This window comes from Parabacteroides distasonis (genome assembly GCF_004793765.1).
In the GTDB taxonomy this organism is placed as follows: Bacteria; Bacteroidota; Bacteroidia; order Bacteroidales; family Tannerellaceae; genus Parabacteroides; species Parabacteroides distasonis_A.
The window spans coordinates 48,304-66,090 of sequence record NZ_SRYM01000019.1; the positions used below are offsets into that span (position 1 = coordinate 48,304).

At 45.4% G+C, this 17,787-nt stretch carries 16 protein-coding genes, 1 tRNA gene and 1 pseudogene; 15 read left to right on the forward strand and 3 right to left on the reverse strand.

The features are described from left to right. Window positions 1-13 precede the first annotated feature (13 nt). Window positions 14-1,096, reverse strand: a complete 1,083-nt coding sequence (locus E5342_RS08740) for a mannose-1-phosphate guanylyltransferase (protein ID WP_121735368.1) — start codon at window positions 1,094-1,096, stop codon at window positions 14-16. Between the two features lie 203 nt (window positions 1,097-1,299). Here E5342_RS08740 and E5342_RS08745 point away from each other — a divergent pair. The 8 genes from E5342_RS08745 to E5342_RS08780 all read left to right on the forward strand — a co-directional run bounded on the left by E5342_RS08745 (window position 1,300) and on the right by E5342_RS08780 (window position 7,286). Next, window positions 1,300-1,383: transfer RNA gene (locus tag E5342_RS08745), tRNA-Leu, on the forward strand. 236 nt (window positions 1,384-1,619) lie between these two features. After that, window positions 1,620-2,528, forward strand: a complete 909-nt coding sequence (locus tag E5342_RS08750; protein ID WP_024987962.1) for a hypothetical protein — start codon at window positions 1,620-1,622, stop codon at window positions 2,526-2,528. A gap of 125 nt (window positions 2,529-2,653) precedes the next feature. Further along, window positions 2,654-2,941, forward strand: a complete 288-nt coding sequence (locus E5342_RS08755) for a helix-turn-helix domain-containing protein (RefSeq protein WP_005633171.1) — start codon at window positions 2,654-2,656, stop codon at window positions 2,939-2,941. Then, window positions 2,941-4,020, forward strand: a complete 1,080-nt coding sequence (locus tag E5342_RS08760) for an AAA family ATPase (RefSeq protein ID WP_372585353.1) — start codon at window positions 2,941-2,943, stop codon at window positions 4,018-4,020. Before E5342_RS08755 ends, E5342_RS08760 begins: the two co-directional genes overlap by 1 nt. A 163-nt stretch (window positions 4,021-4,183) precedes the next feature. Next, a complete protein-coding gene (locus tag E5342_RS08765) occupies window positions 4,184-5,149 on the forward strand; it encodes a toprim domain-containing protein (RefSeq protein ID WP_005782049.1) in 966 nt (321 codons plus the stop codon). A 146-nt stretch (window positions 5,150-5,295) separates the two neighbouring features. Continuing rightward, window positions 5,296-5,679, forward strand: a complete 384-nt coding sequence (locus E5342_RS08770) for a MobC family plasmid mobilization relaxosome protein (protein WP_024987964.1) — start codon at window positions 5,296-5,298, stop codon at window positions 5,677-5,679. Further along, window positions 5,645-6,562 (forward strand): relaxase/mobilization nuclease domain-containing protein, encoded by a 918-nt coding sequence (locus E5342_RS08775; RefSeq protein WP_024987965.1) that lies wholly within the window; start codon window positions 5,645-5,647, stop codon window positions 6,560-6,562. Before E5342_RS08770 ends, E5342_RS08775 begins: the two co-directional genes overlap by 35 nt. 4 nt (window positions 6,563-6,566) lie before the next feature. Continuing rightward, complete coding sequence (locus tag E5342_RS08780; RefSeq protein ID WP_117987799.1) at window positions 6,567-7,286, forward strand: hypothetical protein; 720 nt, start codon at window positions 6,567-6,569, stop codon at window positions 7,284-7,286. A 77-nt stretch (window positions 7,287-7,363) separates the two neighbouring features. On the opposite strand, the gene rnr is transcribed toward E5342_RS08780, so the two are convergent. Both rnr and E5342_RS08790 read right to left on the reverse strand, forming a co-directional pair. Continuing rightward, window positions 7,364-9,547 (reverse strand): ribonuclease R, encoded by a 2,184-nt coding sequence (gene rnr, locus E5342_RS08785; RefSeq protein WP_135959218.1) that lies wholly within the window; start codon window positions 9,545-9,547, stop codon window positions 7,364-7,366. Window positions 9,548-9,684: 137 nt separating this feature from the next. After that, window positions 9,685-10,593, reverse strand: a complete 909-nt coding sequence (locus tag E5342_RS08790; RefSeq protein WP_121737358.1) for an SMP-30/gluconolactonase/LRE family protein — start codon at window positions 10,591-10,593, stop codon at window positions 9,685-9,687. A gap of 138 nt (window positions 10,594-10,731) precedes the next feature. On the opposite strand from E5342_RS08790, the gene E5342_RS08795 reads away from it, so the two are divergent. The 7 genes and pseudogenes from E5342_RS08795 to E5342_RS08825 all read left to right on the forward strand — a co-directional run. Further along, window positions 10,732-11,859 (forward strand): hypothetical protein, encoded by a 1,128-nt coding sequence (locus tag E5342_RS08795; protein WP_135959219.1) that lies wholly within the window; start codon window positions 10,732-10,734, stop codon window positions 11,857-11,859. Between the two features lie 5 nt (window positions 11,860-11,864). Then, the gene (locus E5342_RS08800; protein WP_121737425.1) at window positions 11,865-13,730 is read left to right on the forward strand and encodes a DNA topoisomerase IV subunit B; all 1,866 of its coding nucleotides are present in this window, start codon (window positions 11,865-11,867) and stop codon (window positions 13,728-13,730) included. Continuing rightward, a complete protein-coding gene (gene coaD, locus E5342_RS08805) occupies window positions 13,717-14,190 on the forward strand; it encodes a pantetheine-phosphate adenylyltransferase (protein WP_121737424.1) in 474 nt (157 codons plus the stop codon). The genes E5342_RS08800 and coaD overlap by 14 nt, the downstream gene beginning before the upstream one ends. A 23-nt stretch (window positions 14,191-14,213) precedes the next feature. Further along, a complete protein-coding gene (locus tag E5342_RS08810; protein ID WP_121737423.1) occupies window positions 14,214-15,803 on the forward strand; it encodes a S41 family peptidase in 1,590 nt (529 codons plus the stop codon). A 21-nt stretch (window positions 15,804-15,824) separates the two neighbouring features. Next, complete coding sequence (locus E5342_RS08815) at window positions 15,825-16,352, forward strand: chromate transporter (RefSeq protein ID WP_121737422.1); 528 nt, start codon at window positions 15,825-15,827, stop codon at window positions 16,350-16,352. A 1-nt stretch (window position 16,353) separates the two neighbouring features. Further along, window positions 16,354-16,917 carry a chromate transporter gene (locus E5342_RS08820; protein ID WP_121737421.1) on the forward strand — a complete coding sequence of 188 codons (564 nt, stop codon included), beginning with the start codon at window positions 16,354-16,356 and terminating at the stop codon, window positions 16,915-16,917. A 556-nt stretch (window positions 16,918-17,473) separates the two neighbouring features. Continuing rightward, a pseudogene (locus E5342_RS08825) lies at window positions 17,474-17,787 on the forward strand (hypothetical protein); the annotation flags it as partial.

Here is a 17,787-nt window from a genome sequence, read left to right on the forward strand (position 1 = left end):
TCTCAATTCTTAATTAGTTGTATTCTTTTCCGTATTTAATCTTGGCGTCGGCTACGAATTGTTTGATACGTTGTTCGTCATCCTTCTTACAAATCAATAATACGTTTCCAGACTCGGCTACGATGCAATCTTTTAGCCCTTGGATAACAGCTAGACGTTTCGGGTTATTCAATGCGATCACGTTGCCGGAGCATTCGTATAGCATTGCCTGGTTATTTTTCAATACGGCGTTCTCATTCTCGTCTTTATTCGCTAGGTCGAACAAAGATCCCCAGCTACCGAGGTCGGCCCAACCGAAATCTACGCATAGCATATATACGTTGTGCGCTTTTTCCATGATACCGTAGTCGATGGATATATTTAGGCAATAGGGGAAATTCTCTTGGATGAACGCTTTTTCTCCCGGGGTATTAAATTTATCCTTGCCCAGATCGAAACGGCTGCTGATATCCGGGAGATATTTAGAGAACGCTTCCAAGATCGTATTCACGTTCCAGACGAACAATCCGGAATTCCAGAAGAATTCTCCACTTTCCATAAATACCTTTGCCAACTCGAGGTTCGGTTTTTCCGTAAAGGTCTTCACCTTGGTGAAATCATCTACTACCGTATCACTGCTTTGGATATATCCGTATCCTGTTTCCGGGCGGCTAGGCTTGATGCCCAAAGTGACCAACGCACGGTTTCTTTTCACGAAATCCAATGCCTTTTGAATGTCCCTCAAGAAAACATCCTCTTTTAAGATCAGATGGTCTGAAGGGGCTACGACAATATTCGCTTCCGGATTGCATGCCTTAATATGATAAGTCGCATAAGCGATACAGGGGGCTGTATTGCGACGAGCTGGTTCTAAAAGGATTTGTTCTTCCGCTAATTCGGGTAACTGCTCCTTGATTAAGTCTGCATAAGATTCGTTGGTAACGATGTATATATTTTCAGTAGGGATGATTTTTGCGAAGCGATCAAATGTCATTTGCAGTAAAGACCGTCCGCTCCCAAAAAAATCAAGGAATTGTTTTGGGTAACTTTCTCTACTGAAAGGCCAGAAACGGCTACCGATTCCGCCTCCCATGATGACGCAATAATTATCTTTCATGATATTGGCTGTTATTATGATTATACATTCACAAATGTAACGAAATAATCTTTGCTATGCGAAACAAACCCATATATATTCCCTTTACGAAAAAAATATTTGAAAATTTTCATCCAAACGCTTGCAGGTTTAAAAAAAAGCTGTACCTTTGCAACGCATTTGAGAAACAAACCTACTGTTAAAGCCAAAAGGTTGATCAAAATGCCCAGATGGCGGAATTGGTAGACGCGCTGGTCTCAAACACCAGTGGATTCACTTCCATGCCGGTTCGATCCCGGCTCTGGGTACGAATAAACCCTGATAATCACCTGATTATCAGGGTTTTCTACTTTTATAGGGTGTACTAAATGTGTACTGAATGACGAATACAAAGAAAAGGTGTACTTTAATAGTTTTCTTCCCCATATCTTTATAATTTCTTAACGCTTATCCTATCTTTTCTTCCTTATTATTGCCGATGTTTTCGGGAAAAGTGAGATTCTTACCTTATATTTGTGACATGAACGTTTAAAGGCACACGATTATGGAAAATCATATAGAAACCAATTTCAGAGGAATACAGAAGATATTAGATAGTTGTATAGCTCATGACTATAAAACTAAAGTAGATGCACTATTTTTAAAACGTGAATATTTGACGCAAGCCCAGCTAAAGGATTATTTGCGACAAGAAATTTTCCGTGTGACTGAAAATATTGTAGCCATCCAACAAAAATACCGTGTCGTGCGTAACATTGTATTGGATATGGATATTCCTGATTTTTTGTGGGAAAGCGGTTATTTTGAGGACTTGAACTCTGATGAGAGGAAAAAGTACATCGTTTTCCGCTGTTCTGATTTTGATATGGATGCATATTTGCATGAACCGTCTTGCTATGATGAACGGCTTCCCTATTTTTCCATCATCGTTAGCCTTGTGGTACTTTCCAAGTATTTGTACTTTCTGCAAGAGCAGGAGAGCAAATACTATACAGATTCTGTTGCCACTAAAGAACAAGTCTTGCCAAAAGAAAAAGATGAAAGTGTAGAAACCACTCCAGCCAAGATTGTGGGTAAAAGCAATCCCTTCAAATCCACTTTGAAAGCCAATGAAATCAAACTTCTGACCGAATGTGTGAACGAAGCGAATATGTTTACTACTACTGTCAGCACCAAAATACTTACCGATTTTTTCAACTGTAAGTTGGACGGTGTATTGAAAGTTAATAATACCCGTCTGTTGGCTTATCTAATGATGCAACTCAGCTGTTATAACTACATCGTTTATGAGTGGCAGTCAGTTATAGCAAACAACAAGTTGATATTGAAGAAGATAAAAGGAGAACCGCTTACACGTACTGACTTGTCGAGTGCGACAGACCAGGCGAAGAACATCTATCCGAAAGGATATGAAATCATAGACAAATACATCAAACAACTGCAAAAAGGTTGAGCATAGATTGAACGCTCAAACAAAGGTCAATTAGACTTCATTTTCAAGCTCTTAACTTTGCCCCCGTTAACACAAAAGACGAGGGTGCGCACCTTCATATTGTTTCACCTAAAATCCCAAACGATATGGAAAAAGACTTGGAGTTAAGAGTTTCCGAACTCGAAAAGATGTTGTTCCTTTCAAAGAACGTGCTTAGCTTCGATGAAGCGAGCAGGTTCTTGAACCTTTCTAAAAGTTACCTGTACAAGCTGACTTCGGGTAACTTGATACCCCATTACAAGCCGCAAGGCAAAATGCTTTATTTTGAAAAGGCTGAGCTGGAAGCATGGTTGCGTCAGAACCCGGTGAAGACGCAGGCGCAGATAGAGCAGGAAGCGCAGAAGTATATCCTTAACCGTCCTCTAAAGAAATAATGGCTATGGAAAACAAGACGAAAGAGGAAATCGGACAAGGTACAGCCATGACGAAAGAAGATTTTGCAGCCCTTTGGAAAACCATTCGTCTAAAGGTGACGGACACTTATGAAGTACCGCCCGAAATTCTTTGGGTGAACGGTTCTACTATCGGCACGTTGGGCAATTTCAGTGCATCCACAGGCAAAGCCAAGAGCAAAAAGACATTCAACATTTCCGCCATTGTTGCGGCTGCATTGAAGAATGACGAGGTTTTGAAGTATTCGGCATATCTGCCACCGAACAAGCGCAAAATTCTCTATGTTGATACCGAGCAGAGCAAGTACCATTGCCATAAGGTCATGGAACGTATTTTGCGCCTTGCCGGACTGCCGACCGATAAAGATGTGGACGATTTTGTTTTCATTGTGTTAAGGGAGCAGACCCCCGACAAACGTAAGCAGATAATTGGCTATATGTTAGAGAATATGCCCGATGTGGGGTTGCTCATTATTGACGGAATCCGTGATTTGATGTACGACATCAACAGTCCGAGCGAATCGACCGACCTAATCAACCTTTTGATGCGCTGGTCAAGTGGGTATAATCTGCATATCCATACCGTACTGCATTTGAACAAGGGGGATGATAACACAAGAGGACATATCGGTACAGAGCTGAACAACAAAGCTGAAACCGTCCTGCAAATCACGAAAAGCACGCAGGACGGCAATATAAGTGAAGTAAAGGCGATGCACATACGTGACCGGGAGTTTGACCCGTTCGCATTTCGCATCAATGATAACGCTTTGCCCGAAGTCATGAACGGTTATGTATTCCAGCAATCCAAGCAGGACAGAAGCTTTCCGCTTACAGAGCTGACGGAACAGCAGCACCGGGAAGCATTGGAGAACGGTTTCGGTAAGCAGGTTGTACAAGGCTATTCCAATGTGATAGCGGCATTGAAACAAGGTTACGCAAGTATAGGTTACGAGCGTGGACGCAATGTCCTTGTGTCGCTTAACAAGTTCCTTGTGAACAAGCGCATGATTGTGAAAGAGGGTAAGGGCTATCGCTACAATCCTGATTTTCATTATTAAAAGTCGGTTTGGTTTAGTCCGGGTGTATATATAAGCGGAACGGACTGTCTGTTTCCCGGTATCGACAGCAGGCAGGTTTAGTATGGTACGGGTATATATATGACGGACTAAACAGGACTGGTGCACTTTTCAACTATTTTTTAATCCCCAAAAAGAAAATGTTATGAACATCGAAGATGTGAAACAAATACCCATTGCAGACTATCTGCATAGTTTAGGTTATTCGCCCGTCAAGCAGCAGGGTAACGGCTTATGGTATAAATCACCACTGAGAGAGGAACACGAAGCGTCCTTTAAGGTGAATACAGACCGCAACCTTTGGTATGACTTTGGCGCAGGGAAAGGCGGCAACATCATCGCCCTGGCAAAGGAACTTTACTTTTCCGACAGTCTGCCCTACCTTTTAAAAAGGATAGAAGAGCAGACCCCGAATGTTCGCCCAGTCAGTTTTTCTTTTCCCCAGTGTAGGACAGAACCAAGTTTCCAACATTTGGAAGTCCGGGACTTAACTCATCCGGCATTGCTCCGTTATTTGCAGGGACGGGGTATCAATATTGAGCTGGCAAAAAGAGAATGTAAGGAACTTCATTTTACCAATAACGGGAAGCCGTTCTTTGCTATCGGGTTTCCGAACATGGCAGGAGGTTACGAGGTTCGCAATTCCTTTTTCAAAGGCTGCATTGCCCCGAAAGACATCACCCATATACGGCAGCAGGGAGAGCCGAGAGAGAAGTGTCTGGTATTCGAGGGATTCATGGACTACCTCTCTTTCCTTACGCTCCGGATGAAGAACTGTCCGACCATGCCTGACCTTGACAGGCAGGACTATGTTATTCTTAACTCGACTGTCAATGTGCCGAAAGCCATTGATGTGCTATACCCGTATGAACGCATCCACTGTATGCTTGACAATGATGAGACAGGGTATAAGGCAACACGGGCTATCGAATTGGAATACTCCTACCGTGTGCGTGACTTCTCGCACAATTACAGAGGGTATTCGGACTTGAACGATTATCTGTGCGGCAGGAAGCAGGAACAGAAAAACGCAGCCAGCCAAGTACAGGAAACGAAGCAGAAAACCGGACAACGTGCCGCCCAAAAACAAAAGAGAGGCAGGGGCATTTAATCCGGCAGGATTGCCAGCGGCTGGCGGTTTCATAGGGAGAGCAAGGTTATGTTTCGGTAAACCGAAACTACCTTGCTTTGCTCATCGCAAAGAAAATTTCTCCCGTTGGTCGCAATTTTTAAGACACCATTTAAACGTAAAAACCTATGACGAATATAAAGGATAAGCCGGGGGGACGTCCGGCAAAGAAACGGATAGAGAAGCAGCAACGGGTTGTCAGTACGAAACTGACCGAGTTGCAGTATTACGCCATCAGGAAGCGAGCCGGAGAAGCCGGGTTGCGTGTCAGTGAGTATGTACGGCAGGCAGTTGTTTCGGCAGAGGTCATACCCCGGCTGAACAGGCAGGATGCGGACACCATCCGCAAGCTGGCAGGGGAAGCCAACAACATCAATCAGCTGGCGCATAGGGCAAATGCCGGAGGTTTCGCATTGGTGGCGGTGGAACTGGTGAAGCTCAAAAATAGGATTATTGAAATCATAAATCATTTGTCGGATGATTGGAAAAATAAAAAAGGGAAGCGGTTTTAAGGGCTGTGTGAACTATGTGCTTGGCAAGGAGCAGGCGGTTTTGCTTCATGCGGACGGGGTTCTGACGGAAAGCTGGAGCGATATAATCCGCAGCTTCTGTATGCAGACCGGGATGAATCCCGATTTGAAGAAGCCGGTCGGACACATTGCGTTAAGCTATTCGGCAGTGGATGTACCCAAATTGACGGACGAGAAAATGATAGAGCTTGCACAGGAGTATATGCGTGAAATGAAAATCACCGATACGCAGTATATCATCGTGCGCCACCAAGACCGGGAGCATCCGCACGTACATATTGTATTCAACCGCATAGACAACAACGGCAGGACCATTTCGGACAGGAACGATATGTACCGTAACGAGCAGGTCTGCAAGAAGCTGAAAACCAAACACGGGCTTTATTTTGCTGGTGGAAAAGAACAGGTAAAGCAGCACCGATTGAAAGAGCCGGACAAGTCGAAATACGAGATTTACACGGCTGTGAAGAATGAAATCGGCAAATCCCGTAACTGGCAGCAGTTACAGCAGCGGTTAGCGGAAAAGGGTATCACCGTCCAGTTCAAACGAAAGGGACAGACCGATGAGATACAGGGCATATCCTTTTCCAAAGGCGAATACACATTCAAGGGTTCGGAGATAGACCGCAGTTTCAGTTTTTCCAAACTGGATAAATGTTTCGGGGATGCAGGAATGAATGTTGCCGGAAGCCAACGGCAAACAACCTTCGCACCTGTTCGGGAACAAGTACCTGCACCGGGCAAGGCTGACAGTCCGTTGATAACTGGTTCGCTCGGTCTGTTTTCCGCTTCTTCTCCCCCAGTGGATGAAGAACCTAATTTTAATTTGAGAAAGAAGAAAAAGAAAAAACGACTTAAACTGTAAAGACATGGAGGATAATTTGATTTTAGAGGGGCTTCTCTCTATGGTTACGGAACTGAAAGAGAAGCAGGAAGCACAGGTAACGCCAGCCAGTCGGGAGGAAACTCTCGAACGGCTGGGAGTAATAGAACAAGCGTTGTCGGAACTGCACAGTAATTCGGCTGTTCCCGAAGAAAAGTTGCAGGTTATTCAAAGCCAACTTGACGACATAAGGAGCAGGATGCGAGGTCAGCAGAAGAACATAGAGGACACCAAGAAAATAACATTGGAAACCTACCGTTGTTTCAAGGTAATGATTGATACTTTGGGCTCTTGCAAGATGGATAAAGAGGAAGCTATGCCCTTACCGTTCTATCAACGGATTTACAACAAGGTCGCTTCTTGGATTAGTCCGGGATTGTTTGTTTTTTCGGCAGTGCTGGTTGTCTGTTCCGTTTCCATATTTTTGAATGTCCGTTTGGCTGAACGTATGCAGCAGTTGCAGGACAACGATATGAAATATCGCTATTTGCTGATGCAAGGACAGGCAGACGGGGAAACTCTTGATATGCTGGAAAACAAGTTCAAGTGGCAACGGGATAACGGTTTTATCCGAAGTCTGACCGATTCAGTGATGGATTTTGAATACCGCATCCAAAAGCAGGCGGAAGCGTTGGAACGTGCAAGGCTGTTGAACGAGCAAGCCGAACAGCTAAAGAAAGAAGCCGATAAGTTGGGCAAGCCATAAGCAGGGAAAGCCGGAACAAATGATGAAGTACAAGTTAAGATACTTGGATACTTATGGCTACCGTAGGGTCGACGGCCTTATTCCGCTAATTGGAAATCAAGTTGCTTACGTTCCAGATTCGCTTGCGCTACTTTGATCGTGATCGGGTCTCCCAAACGATATTGACGTTTCTTGCGACGGCCCAATAAACAATAATTCTTCTCATCAAACTCGTAGTAATCGTCATCCAGATCACGGATAGGTACGAGTCCCTCGCATTTATTCTCGTTCAGTTCTACGTAAAGTCCCCATTCGGTGACACCGGAGATAACGCCGTCGAATACCATGCCGAGCTTATCCTGCATGAATTCCACTTGCTTATATTTGATGGATGCACGCTCTGCGTTGGCGGCGACTTGCTCCATGCTGGAACAATGATCGCATAAATCCTCATACTTCTTTTGTATAACGCTACGGCCACCGGCTAGATAACGTTCCAGCAATCGGTGTACCATCATATCCGGATAACGGCGGATAGGAGAGGTGAAATGTGTATAGTATTCGAAAGCCAAGCCATAGTGGCCGATATTCTCCGTGGAGTAACGGGCCTTTTGCATGGCACGGATCGCCACTGTCTCGATCAAGTTCTCTTCCGGCTTCCCTTGTACATTGTCTAATAAGGAGTTGATACCTTTGGAGACATCCGTCTTCGTGCCGTCTGTTTTCAACTTATAGCCGAAGCGACGGATAAAAGAGGCGAAATTCTCCATTTTATCCGGGTCCGGAAGCTCATGGATACGATAAACAAATGTCTTCTTAGTCTTTCCTTTAGGAGGACGGCCCACGAACTCGGCTACGGTACGGTTTGCCAATAGCATGAACTCCTCGATTAACTTGTTAGCGTCTTTTGAGACCTTGAAATAAACACGGACCGGTTTCCCTTGTTCGTCGATCTCGAATTTAACCTCATAGCGGTCGAAATTGATAGCGCCACTCTTGAAGCGGCGTTCCCGCAATTTCTTGGCAAGGTCGTTCAAGGCTAGAATCTCCTCTTTATAATCTCCCTCGCCGGTTTCGATCACTTCTTGTGCCTCCTCATAGGTAAAGCGGCGGTCGCTCTTGATGATCGTGCGGCAGATCCGGGAGTTTTGCATTACGGCGTCGCTATTTAGTTCGAAGACAGCGGAGAAGCATAATTTTTCCTCGTCGGGACGTAAAGAGCATATTTGGTTACAAAGTCGCTCAGGAAGCATCGGTATCGTACGGTCTACCAGATAAACGGAAGTCGCACGGCTTTGTGCCTCTTTATCGATGACACCGTCCGTTTTCACATAATGTGTTACGTCGGCGATATGTACGCCCACCTCCCAGTTCCCGTTATCCAAACGGCGTGCGGAAAGAGCATCGTCGAAGTCTTTCGCATCCTTCGGGTCGATCGTGAAGGTTGTTATCCCCCGGAAATCCTCCCGGTTCTCAATTTCCTCCGGAGAGATCGCTTCCGGGATCTTATCCGCCGCTTTCTCTACCGAGGAAGGATATTTGTAGGGCAATCCGAATTCGGCAAGGATCGCATGCATCTCGGCGGTATTCTGTCCGGCGGTACCTAAGATATCGACGACCTCACCCAGCGGGTTCTTGGCTTCATCCGGCCATTCCACGATACGTACGATCGCCTTGTCACCGTTCTTACCCCCTTTCAGTTTATCTTTAGGGATGAAAATATCGTTAGACAACGTCTTGTTTTCCGTAATCAAGAAGGCGAATCCCTTAGCTACTTGAAGTTTGCCTACGAAAGTACGTTCCTTGCTCTCAAGGATTTCCACGACCTCACCTTCCGGCTCGGCACCTTTACGCTTAGCGAAAAGCTGTATTTTCACCTTGTCACCATCCATGGCATGTCCGGAATTACGTTCGGCGATAAATACCGGTGTACCTCCGTCTTCGGGGATGAAAGAATTCTTTCCGTTACTGCGGCGTGCGAAAGTTCCTACGGCTAGGGTTCCCAATCCGTTGAGACGATAGCGGCCACGGTCGATCTCGGTGATGATATCCTCGGCGGACAAGTCATACAGGATGTCTACCACCTGCAATTTCTGCACTTGGTTCTCGAGCCCGATAATCTTGCTGATTTGTTTATAGTTGAAAGGTTCCTTGGGAGAGGACTGGAAAACGGAAATGATGGCTTGGATCATCGCTCCTTTTTTCATACGTTTACCAGATCCTTTGTCCTTTTTGCCTTTTTTCTCTTTGTTATCTTTTTTTGCAGGTTTATTCTTTGCCATTCTGTATAATTATTAGCATTTGTTATGCGTGGAGACAGGAGTATGCCTCTATTTTGCATGCTATGTCTACAAAGTAAACAATTTAAATTGATATTTGGTTTACGATCTTGTTAGTTTGTAACCAAAAATACGGATTATTAATGAAAGCAATTCGCCGGTATCCCCTTTACTCCGGGCTTGCAACAGAATACGCTACCGCTTAATGGATATTCCTCAAGCTGTTCCTCGCTCAATCCGGCACGGGCGGTCGTTATATAAAGCGTGTCGAGCTTATTCCCTCCAAAAGCGCATGACGCTACGTGGGGAGCCGGCACGACAATTTTTGTCAACAGGTCGCCAGTATAGGGATTATAACAATAAACAGCACCGCCTCCCCATTGAGCCACCCAAAGATTGTCATTGCAATCGATCGTCATTCCATCCGGGGAGCCGGTGCCCTCGGGTATATTTACGGCTACACCATCGTACAATATATCCCCGGAGCTATCGTCATACCGGAAACGTATGATCTTATGGGTAGGTGTGTCGTTGTAATACATGTATTTCTTGTTGGCGGACCATACGATTCCATTGGAGATCGTGACTTTTGTCAACTTTGTTTCGACGGTTCCGTCTGCCCATACGCAATAAAGGCTGGCAGCCCCTTTAGGTGCGCCAAATCCCATGGTCCCGATCCATAAGCGTCCGGACGGGTCGCATTTTCCATCGTTGCAACGAATCTTCCCGTTATTGTCCGGGATTGGGGCGATAGATGTCATATTACCATCCGTTAGGTTTACACGTATGATCTCATTTTGTAAAGCTACGACTACCGTACTGTCCGTCTCTGGCACAACGGTAGAGACCATACGGTCGAATTGCCATGAACGACAATTCTGTAAGTCCGGTATATACTCGTATAACGTCTTGCCTTCTATATCTACCCAAAAAAGAGTATTGCGATCGGGATGCCAAATCGATCCTTCCCCTGTAGTAGCTTCCGAGCGGAACACAAGGTTGGGGCGGATGATAACAGGATCATTTATGCAAGAGGTTCCTTCAAACATGATAAATGCCAATATGAATTTAATAACTATTTTTTTCATGGTATGCTATGAATCTGAGTTTACAAAGGTATAAATTTGTTTTATAATGCCATGGTAAAAGATTATTTATGTAACTTTGTCGCTTAAATAAAATTACCGATGAGCGTAGAGATAAGAGAAGTTACCAGCAAGAAGGAGCTTAAGAAGTTTGTCAAGTTCAATATCGAATTATATAAGGGTAATCCCTACCACGTACCGGGTTTAATAGAGGAAGAGATGATGACGCTGGATAAGAAGAAAAATCCGGCGTTTGAGGTGTGCGACGCTATTTACTTCCTTGCCTATAAGGACGGAAAGGTGGTAGGCCGTATCGCCGGTATGGTGAATCGTCCGAGTAACGATGCTTGGGGGCAGAAACGTGCCCGCTTTGGTTTCGTTGATTTTATTGATGATGATGAGGTAGTCGATGCCCTTTTCGGCGCTGTTGAAAAATGGGCCCGTGAACAAGGCATGGGGGAGATCCACGGGCCGATGGGCTTTACCGATATGGATCACGAAGGTATGTTGATCGAGGGTTTCGATCAGATCGGTACGATGGCTACGATTTATAATTATCCCTATTACCCCAAGCAAGTGGAGCGTATCGGATACGGAAAGGATCAAGATTGGCATGAATTTAAGATCTATATACCGGATGGTGTTCCCGAGAAGCATTTGCGTATCGGCGAGATCGTGAAGAAGAAATATGGATTGAAGGTGCTGAAGTTCAAGAACGCTAAGGAGATTATGCCTTACGCCCGTCCGGTATTCCATACATTGAACGCTGCTTTCGCTCCCTTGTATGGTTTTGCGCAATTGACCGAGAAGCAGATCGATTATTATATCAATATGTATATCCCTATGCTGCGTTATGATTTGGTAACACTGATCGTAAGGGAAGAGGATAATGCGGTGGTTGGCTTTGGTATCTCCCTGCCCAACCTATCGCGAGCCTTGCAAAAGGCTCGCGGGCATATGTTACCCTTCGGGTGGATTCATTTGCTGAAAGCGTTGAAGAGTAAGCCGAAAGTAATCGACCTGTATTTGACAGGGGTCTTGCCGGAATATCAAAGTAAAGGCGTGAACGCTTTATTATTTAATGACTTGATTCCGGTCTATAAGCGTATCGGTGCCGTTTACGCCGAGAGTAACCCGGAGCTGGAGACGAATAGCGCCGTACAAGCGCAATGGGATTATTTCAAGCGAGAGCATCATAAATCAAGAAGAGCGTATATTAAAAAGTTATAAGAGATATGGATGAGCTGAATTCAACGATACAACAACCTACGGAATATAACGATGATGACATCAAGACACTGGACTGGATGGAGCATATCCGTCGGCGTCCCGGTATGTATATCGGAAAACTGGGGGACGGTAGCTATGCCGATGACGGTATCTATGTATTGTTGAAGGAGGTGCTGGATAACTCTATCGACGAGTACATGATGGGGTACGGCAAAAGTATCGAGGTGACTATCGAGGAAGGTACGGTAGCCGTACGGGATTATGGCCGTGGTGTCCCTCTGGGTAAAGTCGTGGATGTGTCTAGCAAGATGAATACCGGCGCTAAATACGATAGCAAGGCGTTTAAGAAATCCGTGGGTTTGAATGGTGTGGGTATCAAGGCGGTGAATGCCTTGAGTAGTTATTTTTTGATAACCAGCTACCGTGACGGGGAGTGTAAGCGGGTGGAATATAGTAAGGCGATCGTCACCGAGGAATCGGATATCCAACCGACCGGGGAGGCGAACGGTACGCAGGTGTTTTTTGTCCCGGATCGGGAGATCTTTAAGGATTATCATTATAAGGACGAGTTTATCGAGGGGCTATTAAAGAACTATGTATTCTTGAACTCGGGACTTTCCATTATTTACAACGGCAAGCGTTTCTATTCCCGCAACGGTCTGGTGGATTTGTTGAACGAGAATATGACCACCGAGCCTCTTTACCCGATCATCCACCTGAAAGGGGAGGATATAGAGGTGGTTGTCACGCATAGCAATCAATATGGAGAGGAATACTATTCGTTCGTAAATGGCCAGCATACCACCCAAGGCGGTACGCACCTTTCCGCTTTCAAGGAGTCTGTAGGCCGTGTCATCAAGGAATATTACAATAAGAATTTCGAATATTCGGATATTCGTGCGGGTATCGTGGCCGCTATCAGTATAAAAGTGGAGGAACCTGTATTTGAGAGCCAGACAAAGACCAAGCTCGGCTCGAAAGATATAGGACCGGACGGCCCTACGGTAGCGAAGTTTATCGGTGATTTCATCAAGAATGACCTGGATAACTATTTGCATAAGAATATGGAGACTTCGGAGCTTTTGCTGAAGAAGATCTTGGAGTCCGAGAAAGAGCGCAAGGCGATCGCCGGTGTTACGAAGCTGGCCCGCGAGCGTGCGAAGAAAGCGAATTTGCATAATAAGAAATTGAGGGATTGCCGGATTCACCTGACCGATTCGAAAGGGGATCTGCTAGAGGAAAGTAGTATCTTTATCACGGAGGGTGACTCGGCTAGCGGTTCTATTACGAAGAGCCGTAACCCGAATTATCAAGCTGTATTTAGTTTAAGGGGTAAGCCCTTGAATAGTTATGGCTTGACAAAGAAGATCGTTTACGAGAACGAGGAGTTTAACTTACTTCAGGCGGCCTTAAATATCGAGGATGGCTTGGAGGGCTTGCGGTATAATAAGGTGATTATCGCGACTGATGCCGACGTGGACGGGATGCATATCCGTTTGTTGTTGATTACCTTCTTCTTGCAATTCTTCCCCGACTTGATTAAGCGTAATCATGTTTATATCTTGCAAACCCCGTTGTTTCGGGTACGTAACCGGCAGAAGACGTGGTATTGTTATTCGGAGGAGGAACGCTTGGCTGCCATAGCCGCCGCCGGAAAGAATCCGGAGATCACCCGATTCAAAGGTCTGGGAGAGATCTCACCCGATGAGTTCAAGCATTTTATCGGCAAGGATATACGCCTTGATCCGGTGACAATGAAGAAAGAGGACCTCGTGAAAGATATGCTCGAGTTCTATATGGGGAAGAATACCATGGAGCGACAGAACTTTATTATCGATAACTTAGTGGTTGAAGAAGATGTCATCAATTGAAAATAAACGTATCGCGCTTTTTCCCGGTACCTTCGATCCTTTTACGATCGGGCATCAATCCTTGGTAAGGCGTGGGTTGGAACTGGTGGACGAGATCGTGATCTCGATCGGTATCAACGATAAGAAGCTTACCTATTTTTCCTTGGAGAAACGAATGGCGGCGATCCGGAATCTATACAAGGATAATCCAAGGGTGAAAGTCATGTCATATAATCAATTGACTGTGGATTTCGCTAAAGAGGTCGGAGCCGGCTTTATTTTAAGAGGAATCCGTACGGTCAATGATTTCGAATACGAGAAGACGATTGCGGACGTGAATCGTAAGTTGACGGGTATCGAGACTTTTATCTTGTTTACGGAACCGGAGCATACGCATATTAGCTCAAGCATTGTCCGTGAGTTGTTACGCTACGGCAAAGACATTTCCCAATTCGTCCCTAAAGAGACGAGATTGTATTGAAAATTATGAAACGAATATATCTGATGAAACGAATCGTCTTATCCCTGCTGATCGTCTTAGGTGTGTTTACCGGAGCGACGGCGCAAAAAGCGAATATGGATGCCCGGAAACTCCAATTGGCTTTATTCGCTATCTCTAACCTATATGTCGACTCTACTAACGAGACGAAGTTGGTGGAGGATGCTATAGTCGGCATGTTGGATAAGCTGGACCCTCATTCCAATTATATGGACCCGGAGGAGACGAAGGAGATGACCGAGCCTTTACAAGGTAATTTCGATGGTATTGGTATACAGTTCAATATGTTGACGGATACGCTTTACGTGATTCAGGTAATTCCTGGAGGCCCCTCTGAGAAGGTGGGGCTGATGGCGGGCGACCGTATCATCCAAGTAGACGATACCTTGATCGCCGGCGTGAAGATGAAGACTACCGATATCATGAAGAAGTTACGAGGACCGAAGGGTACCGAGGTGCGTGTGAAAGTAAAGCGGGGTAAGTCTCCGGATTTGATGGATTTCAAGATCGTGCGTGGTAAGATACCCGTGTATAGTCTGGATGCCGCTTATATGGCGGATAAGAATACCGGTTATATTAAGCTGAACCGTTTCGCCGCTTCTTCCGCCGATGAGTTTAGGGAGGCGTTGGAGAAGCTCCGGAAACAGGGCATGAAGAACTTGATTCTGGATTTGCAGGGAAATGGCGGGGGATATTTGAATATCGCCATAGAGCTGGCAGATGAGTTCTTGGATAAAAACCAGTTGATCGTTTATACGAAAGGGAGTAAGCAACCTCGTGAGGAGGCGAACTCTACCGCTCGTGGACAATTCCAAGAGGGGCGTTTGGTCGTGTTGGTGGATGAGTCGTCGGCTTCGGCCAGCGAGATCGTCTCCGGCGCTATTCAAGATTGGGACCGTGGAGTGATCGTAGGTCGCCGTACCTTTGGTAAAGGTTTGGTACAGAAACCGATTCCTCTGCCGGATGGTTCCATGATTCGTCTGACGGTTTCTCGTTACTATACGCCTACCGGACGTTGTATCCAAAAGCCTTACGAGAACGGGAAGATCGAGGAGTACCATCATGATCTGATCGACCGTTATAACCGGGGAGAATTGATGAGTGCCGATAGTATTCATTTCCCGGATTCAATGAAGTATAATACGTTGGTTACCGAGCGTACCGTATACGGAGGTGGAGGTATTATGCCGGACGTGTTCATTCCGGTAGATACGGCCCGTTATACGGATTATCACCGGAAACTCGTAGCCTCCGGTTTGGTCAATCGGGTGTCTATGAATTATTTGGATCGTAATCGGAACCGGATGATGGCTAAATATCCGAAGTTCCAGCAGTATAAGCAGGATTTCGTGGTCGAGGAGGATCTTATGGAGGAGCTTCTGAAGATGGCTGGGGATGAGAAGATCGAGTTTGAGGAAGAGCAATATAATCGTTCGAAGCCGTTGATCATGCTTCAGATCAAGGCGCTTATCGCACGGGATCTCTATGATATGGCGCAGTACTTCCAGATTATCAATGATGATAATCCGAGTTACCAGAAGGCGCTTCAGATTATTAATAATAAAGAGACTTACAATAGGCTTTTAGGACGTTAACCAACGTAAACAGCTGAGGATATGTATTGGACGCTTTTTCTGACATTCGTGAAAATAGGTATGTTTACCATCGGAGGCGGATACGCCATGTTGCCGCTGATCCAACGGGATGTGGTGGACCGGGGGTGGATGACGAAAGAAGACTTTATTGACGTTTTCTCCGTGGCCCAGTCGTTGCCGGGTATTTTTGCCGTGAATATAGCGATCTTTGTGGGCTGTAAATTGAAGAAGACATGGGGCGGTGTTGTTTGTGCCTTGGGCACGATTCTCCCATCTTTTGTCATTATGCTTTTGATCGCTTTGTTCTTTACTCAGGTAAAGGATAATGTATGGGTGGAGAAGGCGTTTAAGGGATTGCGCCCAGCGGTGGTCGCCTTGATCGCCGTGCCTTGTCTGACGACCGCACGTTCTATCAAGTTGACTTATGTGCAAATGATCATACCTGTCGGTGCGGCATTGCTGATTTGGCTGGGTGGGGTGTCTCCCGCTTGGATTATCTTAGCGGCTATAGCCGGAGGTTTGGTGTATGGTTTAAATAAGAAGAGCTGATATGATTTGGTTGCAATTATTATATGTATATCTGAAGATCGGTATATTGGGTTTTGGTGGCGGGTATGCGATGTTATCCTTGATACAAGCCGACGTGGTGGACCGTTACGGTTGGATCTCCTTGCAGGAGTTTACCGATATTGTCGCTATCTCTCAAATGACACCTGGGCCGATCGGTATTAATAGCGCCACCTATATAGGGTATACGGCGATACATAACGCAGGGTATTCGGAGGCGATGAGTATCCTAGGGTCTTGCCTGACGACATTCGCGGTCTGCCTGCCCTCCTTCCTACTGGTCCTTTTGATCTCCTATTTCTTCGCCAAGTTCCGGAATAACAAGTACGTGGAAGCAGCTTTCTTGGGATTGCGCCCGGCTACGGTGGGACTGATCGCCGCCGCCGCGTTATTGTTAATGAATAAGGAAAACTTCATCGATTACAAGAGTTTCTTGATCTTTGGTGCCGCCTTTATCCTGACTTGGAAGTTCAAGATCCACCCGATCCTGATGATTATCCTGGCGGGCATTGCGGGGATCATCCTGTATTCGTCTTTCCCCTGTTAAACCTTGCGGGGCTTACTATCCGTATATATAAGGATAAAAGACAGATCAAGCCGGATAAAAACTTCCCCCTTCCTGCTCTAAAGTCTATAACGATCTTATCTATTCTTTATTCGTCGGCGGCGAACGATCGTTCACTGCTGACGAATATATATTCGCTGCTGCCGAATGATCGTTCGCTGCCACCGAACGAAGAATGGAGCCTTGTTCGTCAATGAATAAGACTGTGACAAAAGGAGTATATAAATACGAGCGAAAGGTTATTGTCTTATTTGATCAGCCCATTATGAGCAGGACGAATTTTTTGTATCTTGCGGCTGACTTGAATGAATTGGGGATTCTCGAGAAAACAGGATTGATTTTTTTGTTGATTTCTTTTACTTTTCCTTGCGGGTTCGACGTTTTTTATATATATTGTCACCGTGATTACCGTTACATCTGTTTAATACGTCTTTTTTAAATTTAGTCCCTCTAGAGAAAGAAACTATCCGGCTGATATGGAAACTTTATGAAGAAAAGATTTCAGGTGTTTTTTACAGACTCTTAGATTGAGATGCTTATGAAAAGGAACACATGGCTTATGCTGCTGACTTTTATCATGTTTTTATGCTGTGGCAGGCAAAAGGGGGATAATGAGCTGCTTCCCATCGTCAAGGAATGGTATGGGAAAGAGATTAAATTCCCGGATCATCCCGTATTCACGCTTTACGGCAAAGATACCGTGGACTACTCGATACCCCAGTCTCCCTATAAGGTGTTGGTGTATGTAGATTCCTCCGGTTGTGTGGACTGTGAGCTGCAATTGCAGAAATGGCAGGAATTGATTAAGTATACTAATTCGATAAGCGATGGGGAAATCCCTTTCCTGTTTTT

Bases quoted from the DNA above. Each gene is read 5' to 3' on its own strand.
- E5342_RS08815 (WP_121737422.1), top strand. From the start codon at position 15,825: ATGTATTGGACGCTTTTTCTGACATTCGTGAAAATAGGTATGTTTACC.
- E5342_RS08740 (WP_121735368.1), bottom strand. From the start codon at position 1,096: ATGAAAGATAATTATTGCGTCATCATGGGAGGCGGAATCGGTAGCCGT.
- E5342_RS08765 (WP_005782049.1), top strand. From the start codon at position 4,184: ATGAACATCGAAGATGTGAAACAAATACCCATTGCAGACTATCTGCAT.
- coaD (WP_121737424.1), top strand. From the start codon at position 13,717: ATGTCATCAATTGAAAATAAACGTATCGCGCTTTTTCCCGGTACCTTC.
- E5342_RS08755 (WP_005633171.1), top strand. From the start codon at position 2,654: ATGGAAAAAGACTTGGAGTTAAGAGTTTCCGAACTCGAAAAGATGTTG.
- E5342_RS08790 (WP_121737358.1), bottom strand. From the start codon at position 10,593: ATGTTTGAAGGAACCTCTTGCATAAATGATCCTGTTATCATCCGCCCC.
- E5342_RS08775 (WP_024987965.1), top strand. From the start codon at position 5,645: ATGATTGGAAAAATAAAAAAGGGAAGCGGTTTTAAGGGCTGTGTGAAC.
- E5342_RS08800 (WP_121737425.1), top strand. From the start codon at position 11,865: ATGGATGAGCTGAATTCAACGATACAACAACCTACGGAATATAACGAT.
- E5342_RS08780 (WP_117987799.1), top strand. From the start codon at position 6,567: ATGGAGGATAATTTGATTTTAGAGGGGCTTCTCTCTATGGTTACGGAA.
- rnr (WP_135959218.1), bottom strand. From the start codon at position 9,547: ATGGCAAAGAATAAACCTGCAAAAAAAGATAACAAAGAGAAAAAAGGC.
- E5342_RS08760 (WP_372585353.1), top strand. From the start codon at position 2,941: ATGGCTATGGAAAACAAGACGAAAGAGGAAATCGGACAAGGTACAGCC.
- E5342_RS08810 (WP_121737423.1), top strand. From the start codon at position 14,214: ATGAAACGAATCGTCTTATCCCTGCTGATCGTCTTAGGTGTGTTTACC.
- E5342_RS08795 (WP_135959219.1), top strand. From the start codon at position 10,732: ATGAGCGTAGAGATAAGAGAAGTTACCAGCAAGAAGGAGCTTAAGAAG.
- E5342_RS08750 (WP_024987962.1), top strand. From the start codon at position 1,620: ATGGAAAATCATATAGAAACCAATTTCAGAGGAATACAGAAGATATTA.
- E5342_RS08820 (WP_121737421.1), top strand. From the start codon at position 16,354: ATGATTTGGTTGCAATTATTATATGTATATCTGAAGATCGGTATATTG.
- E5342_RS08770 (WP_024987964.1), top strand. From the start codon at position 5,296: ATGACGAATATAAAGGATAAGCCGGGGGGACGTCCGGCAAAGAAACGG.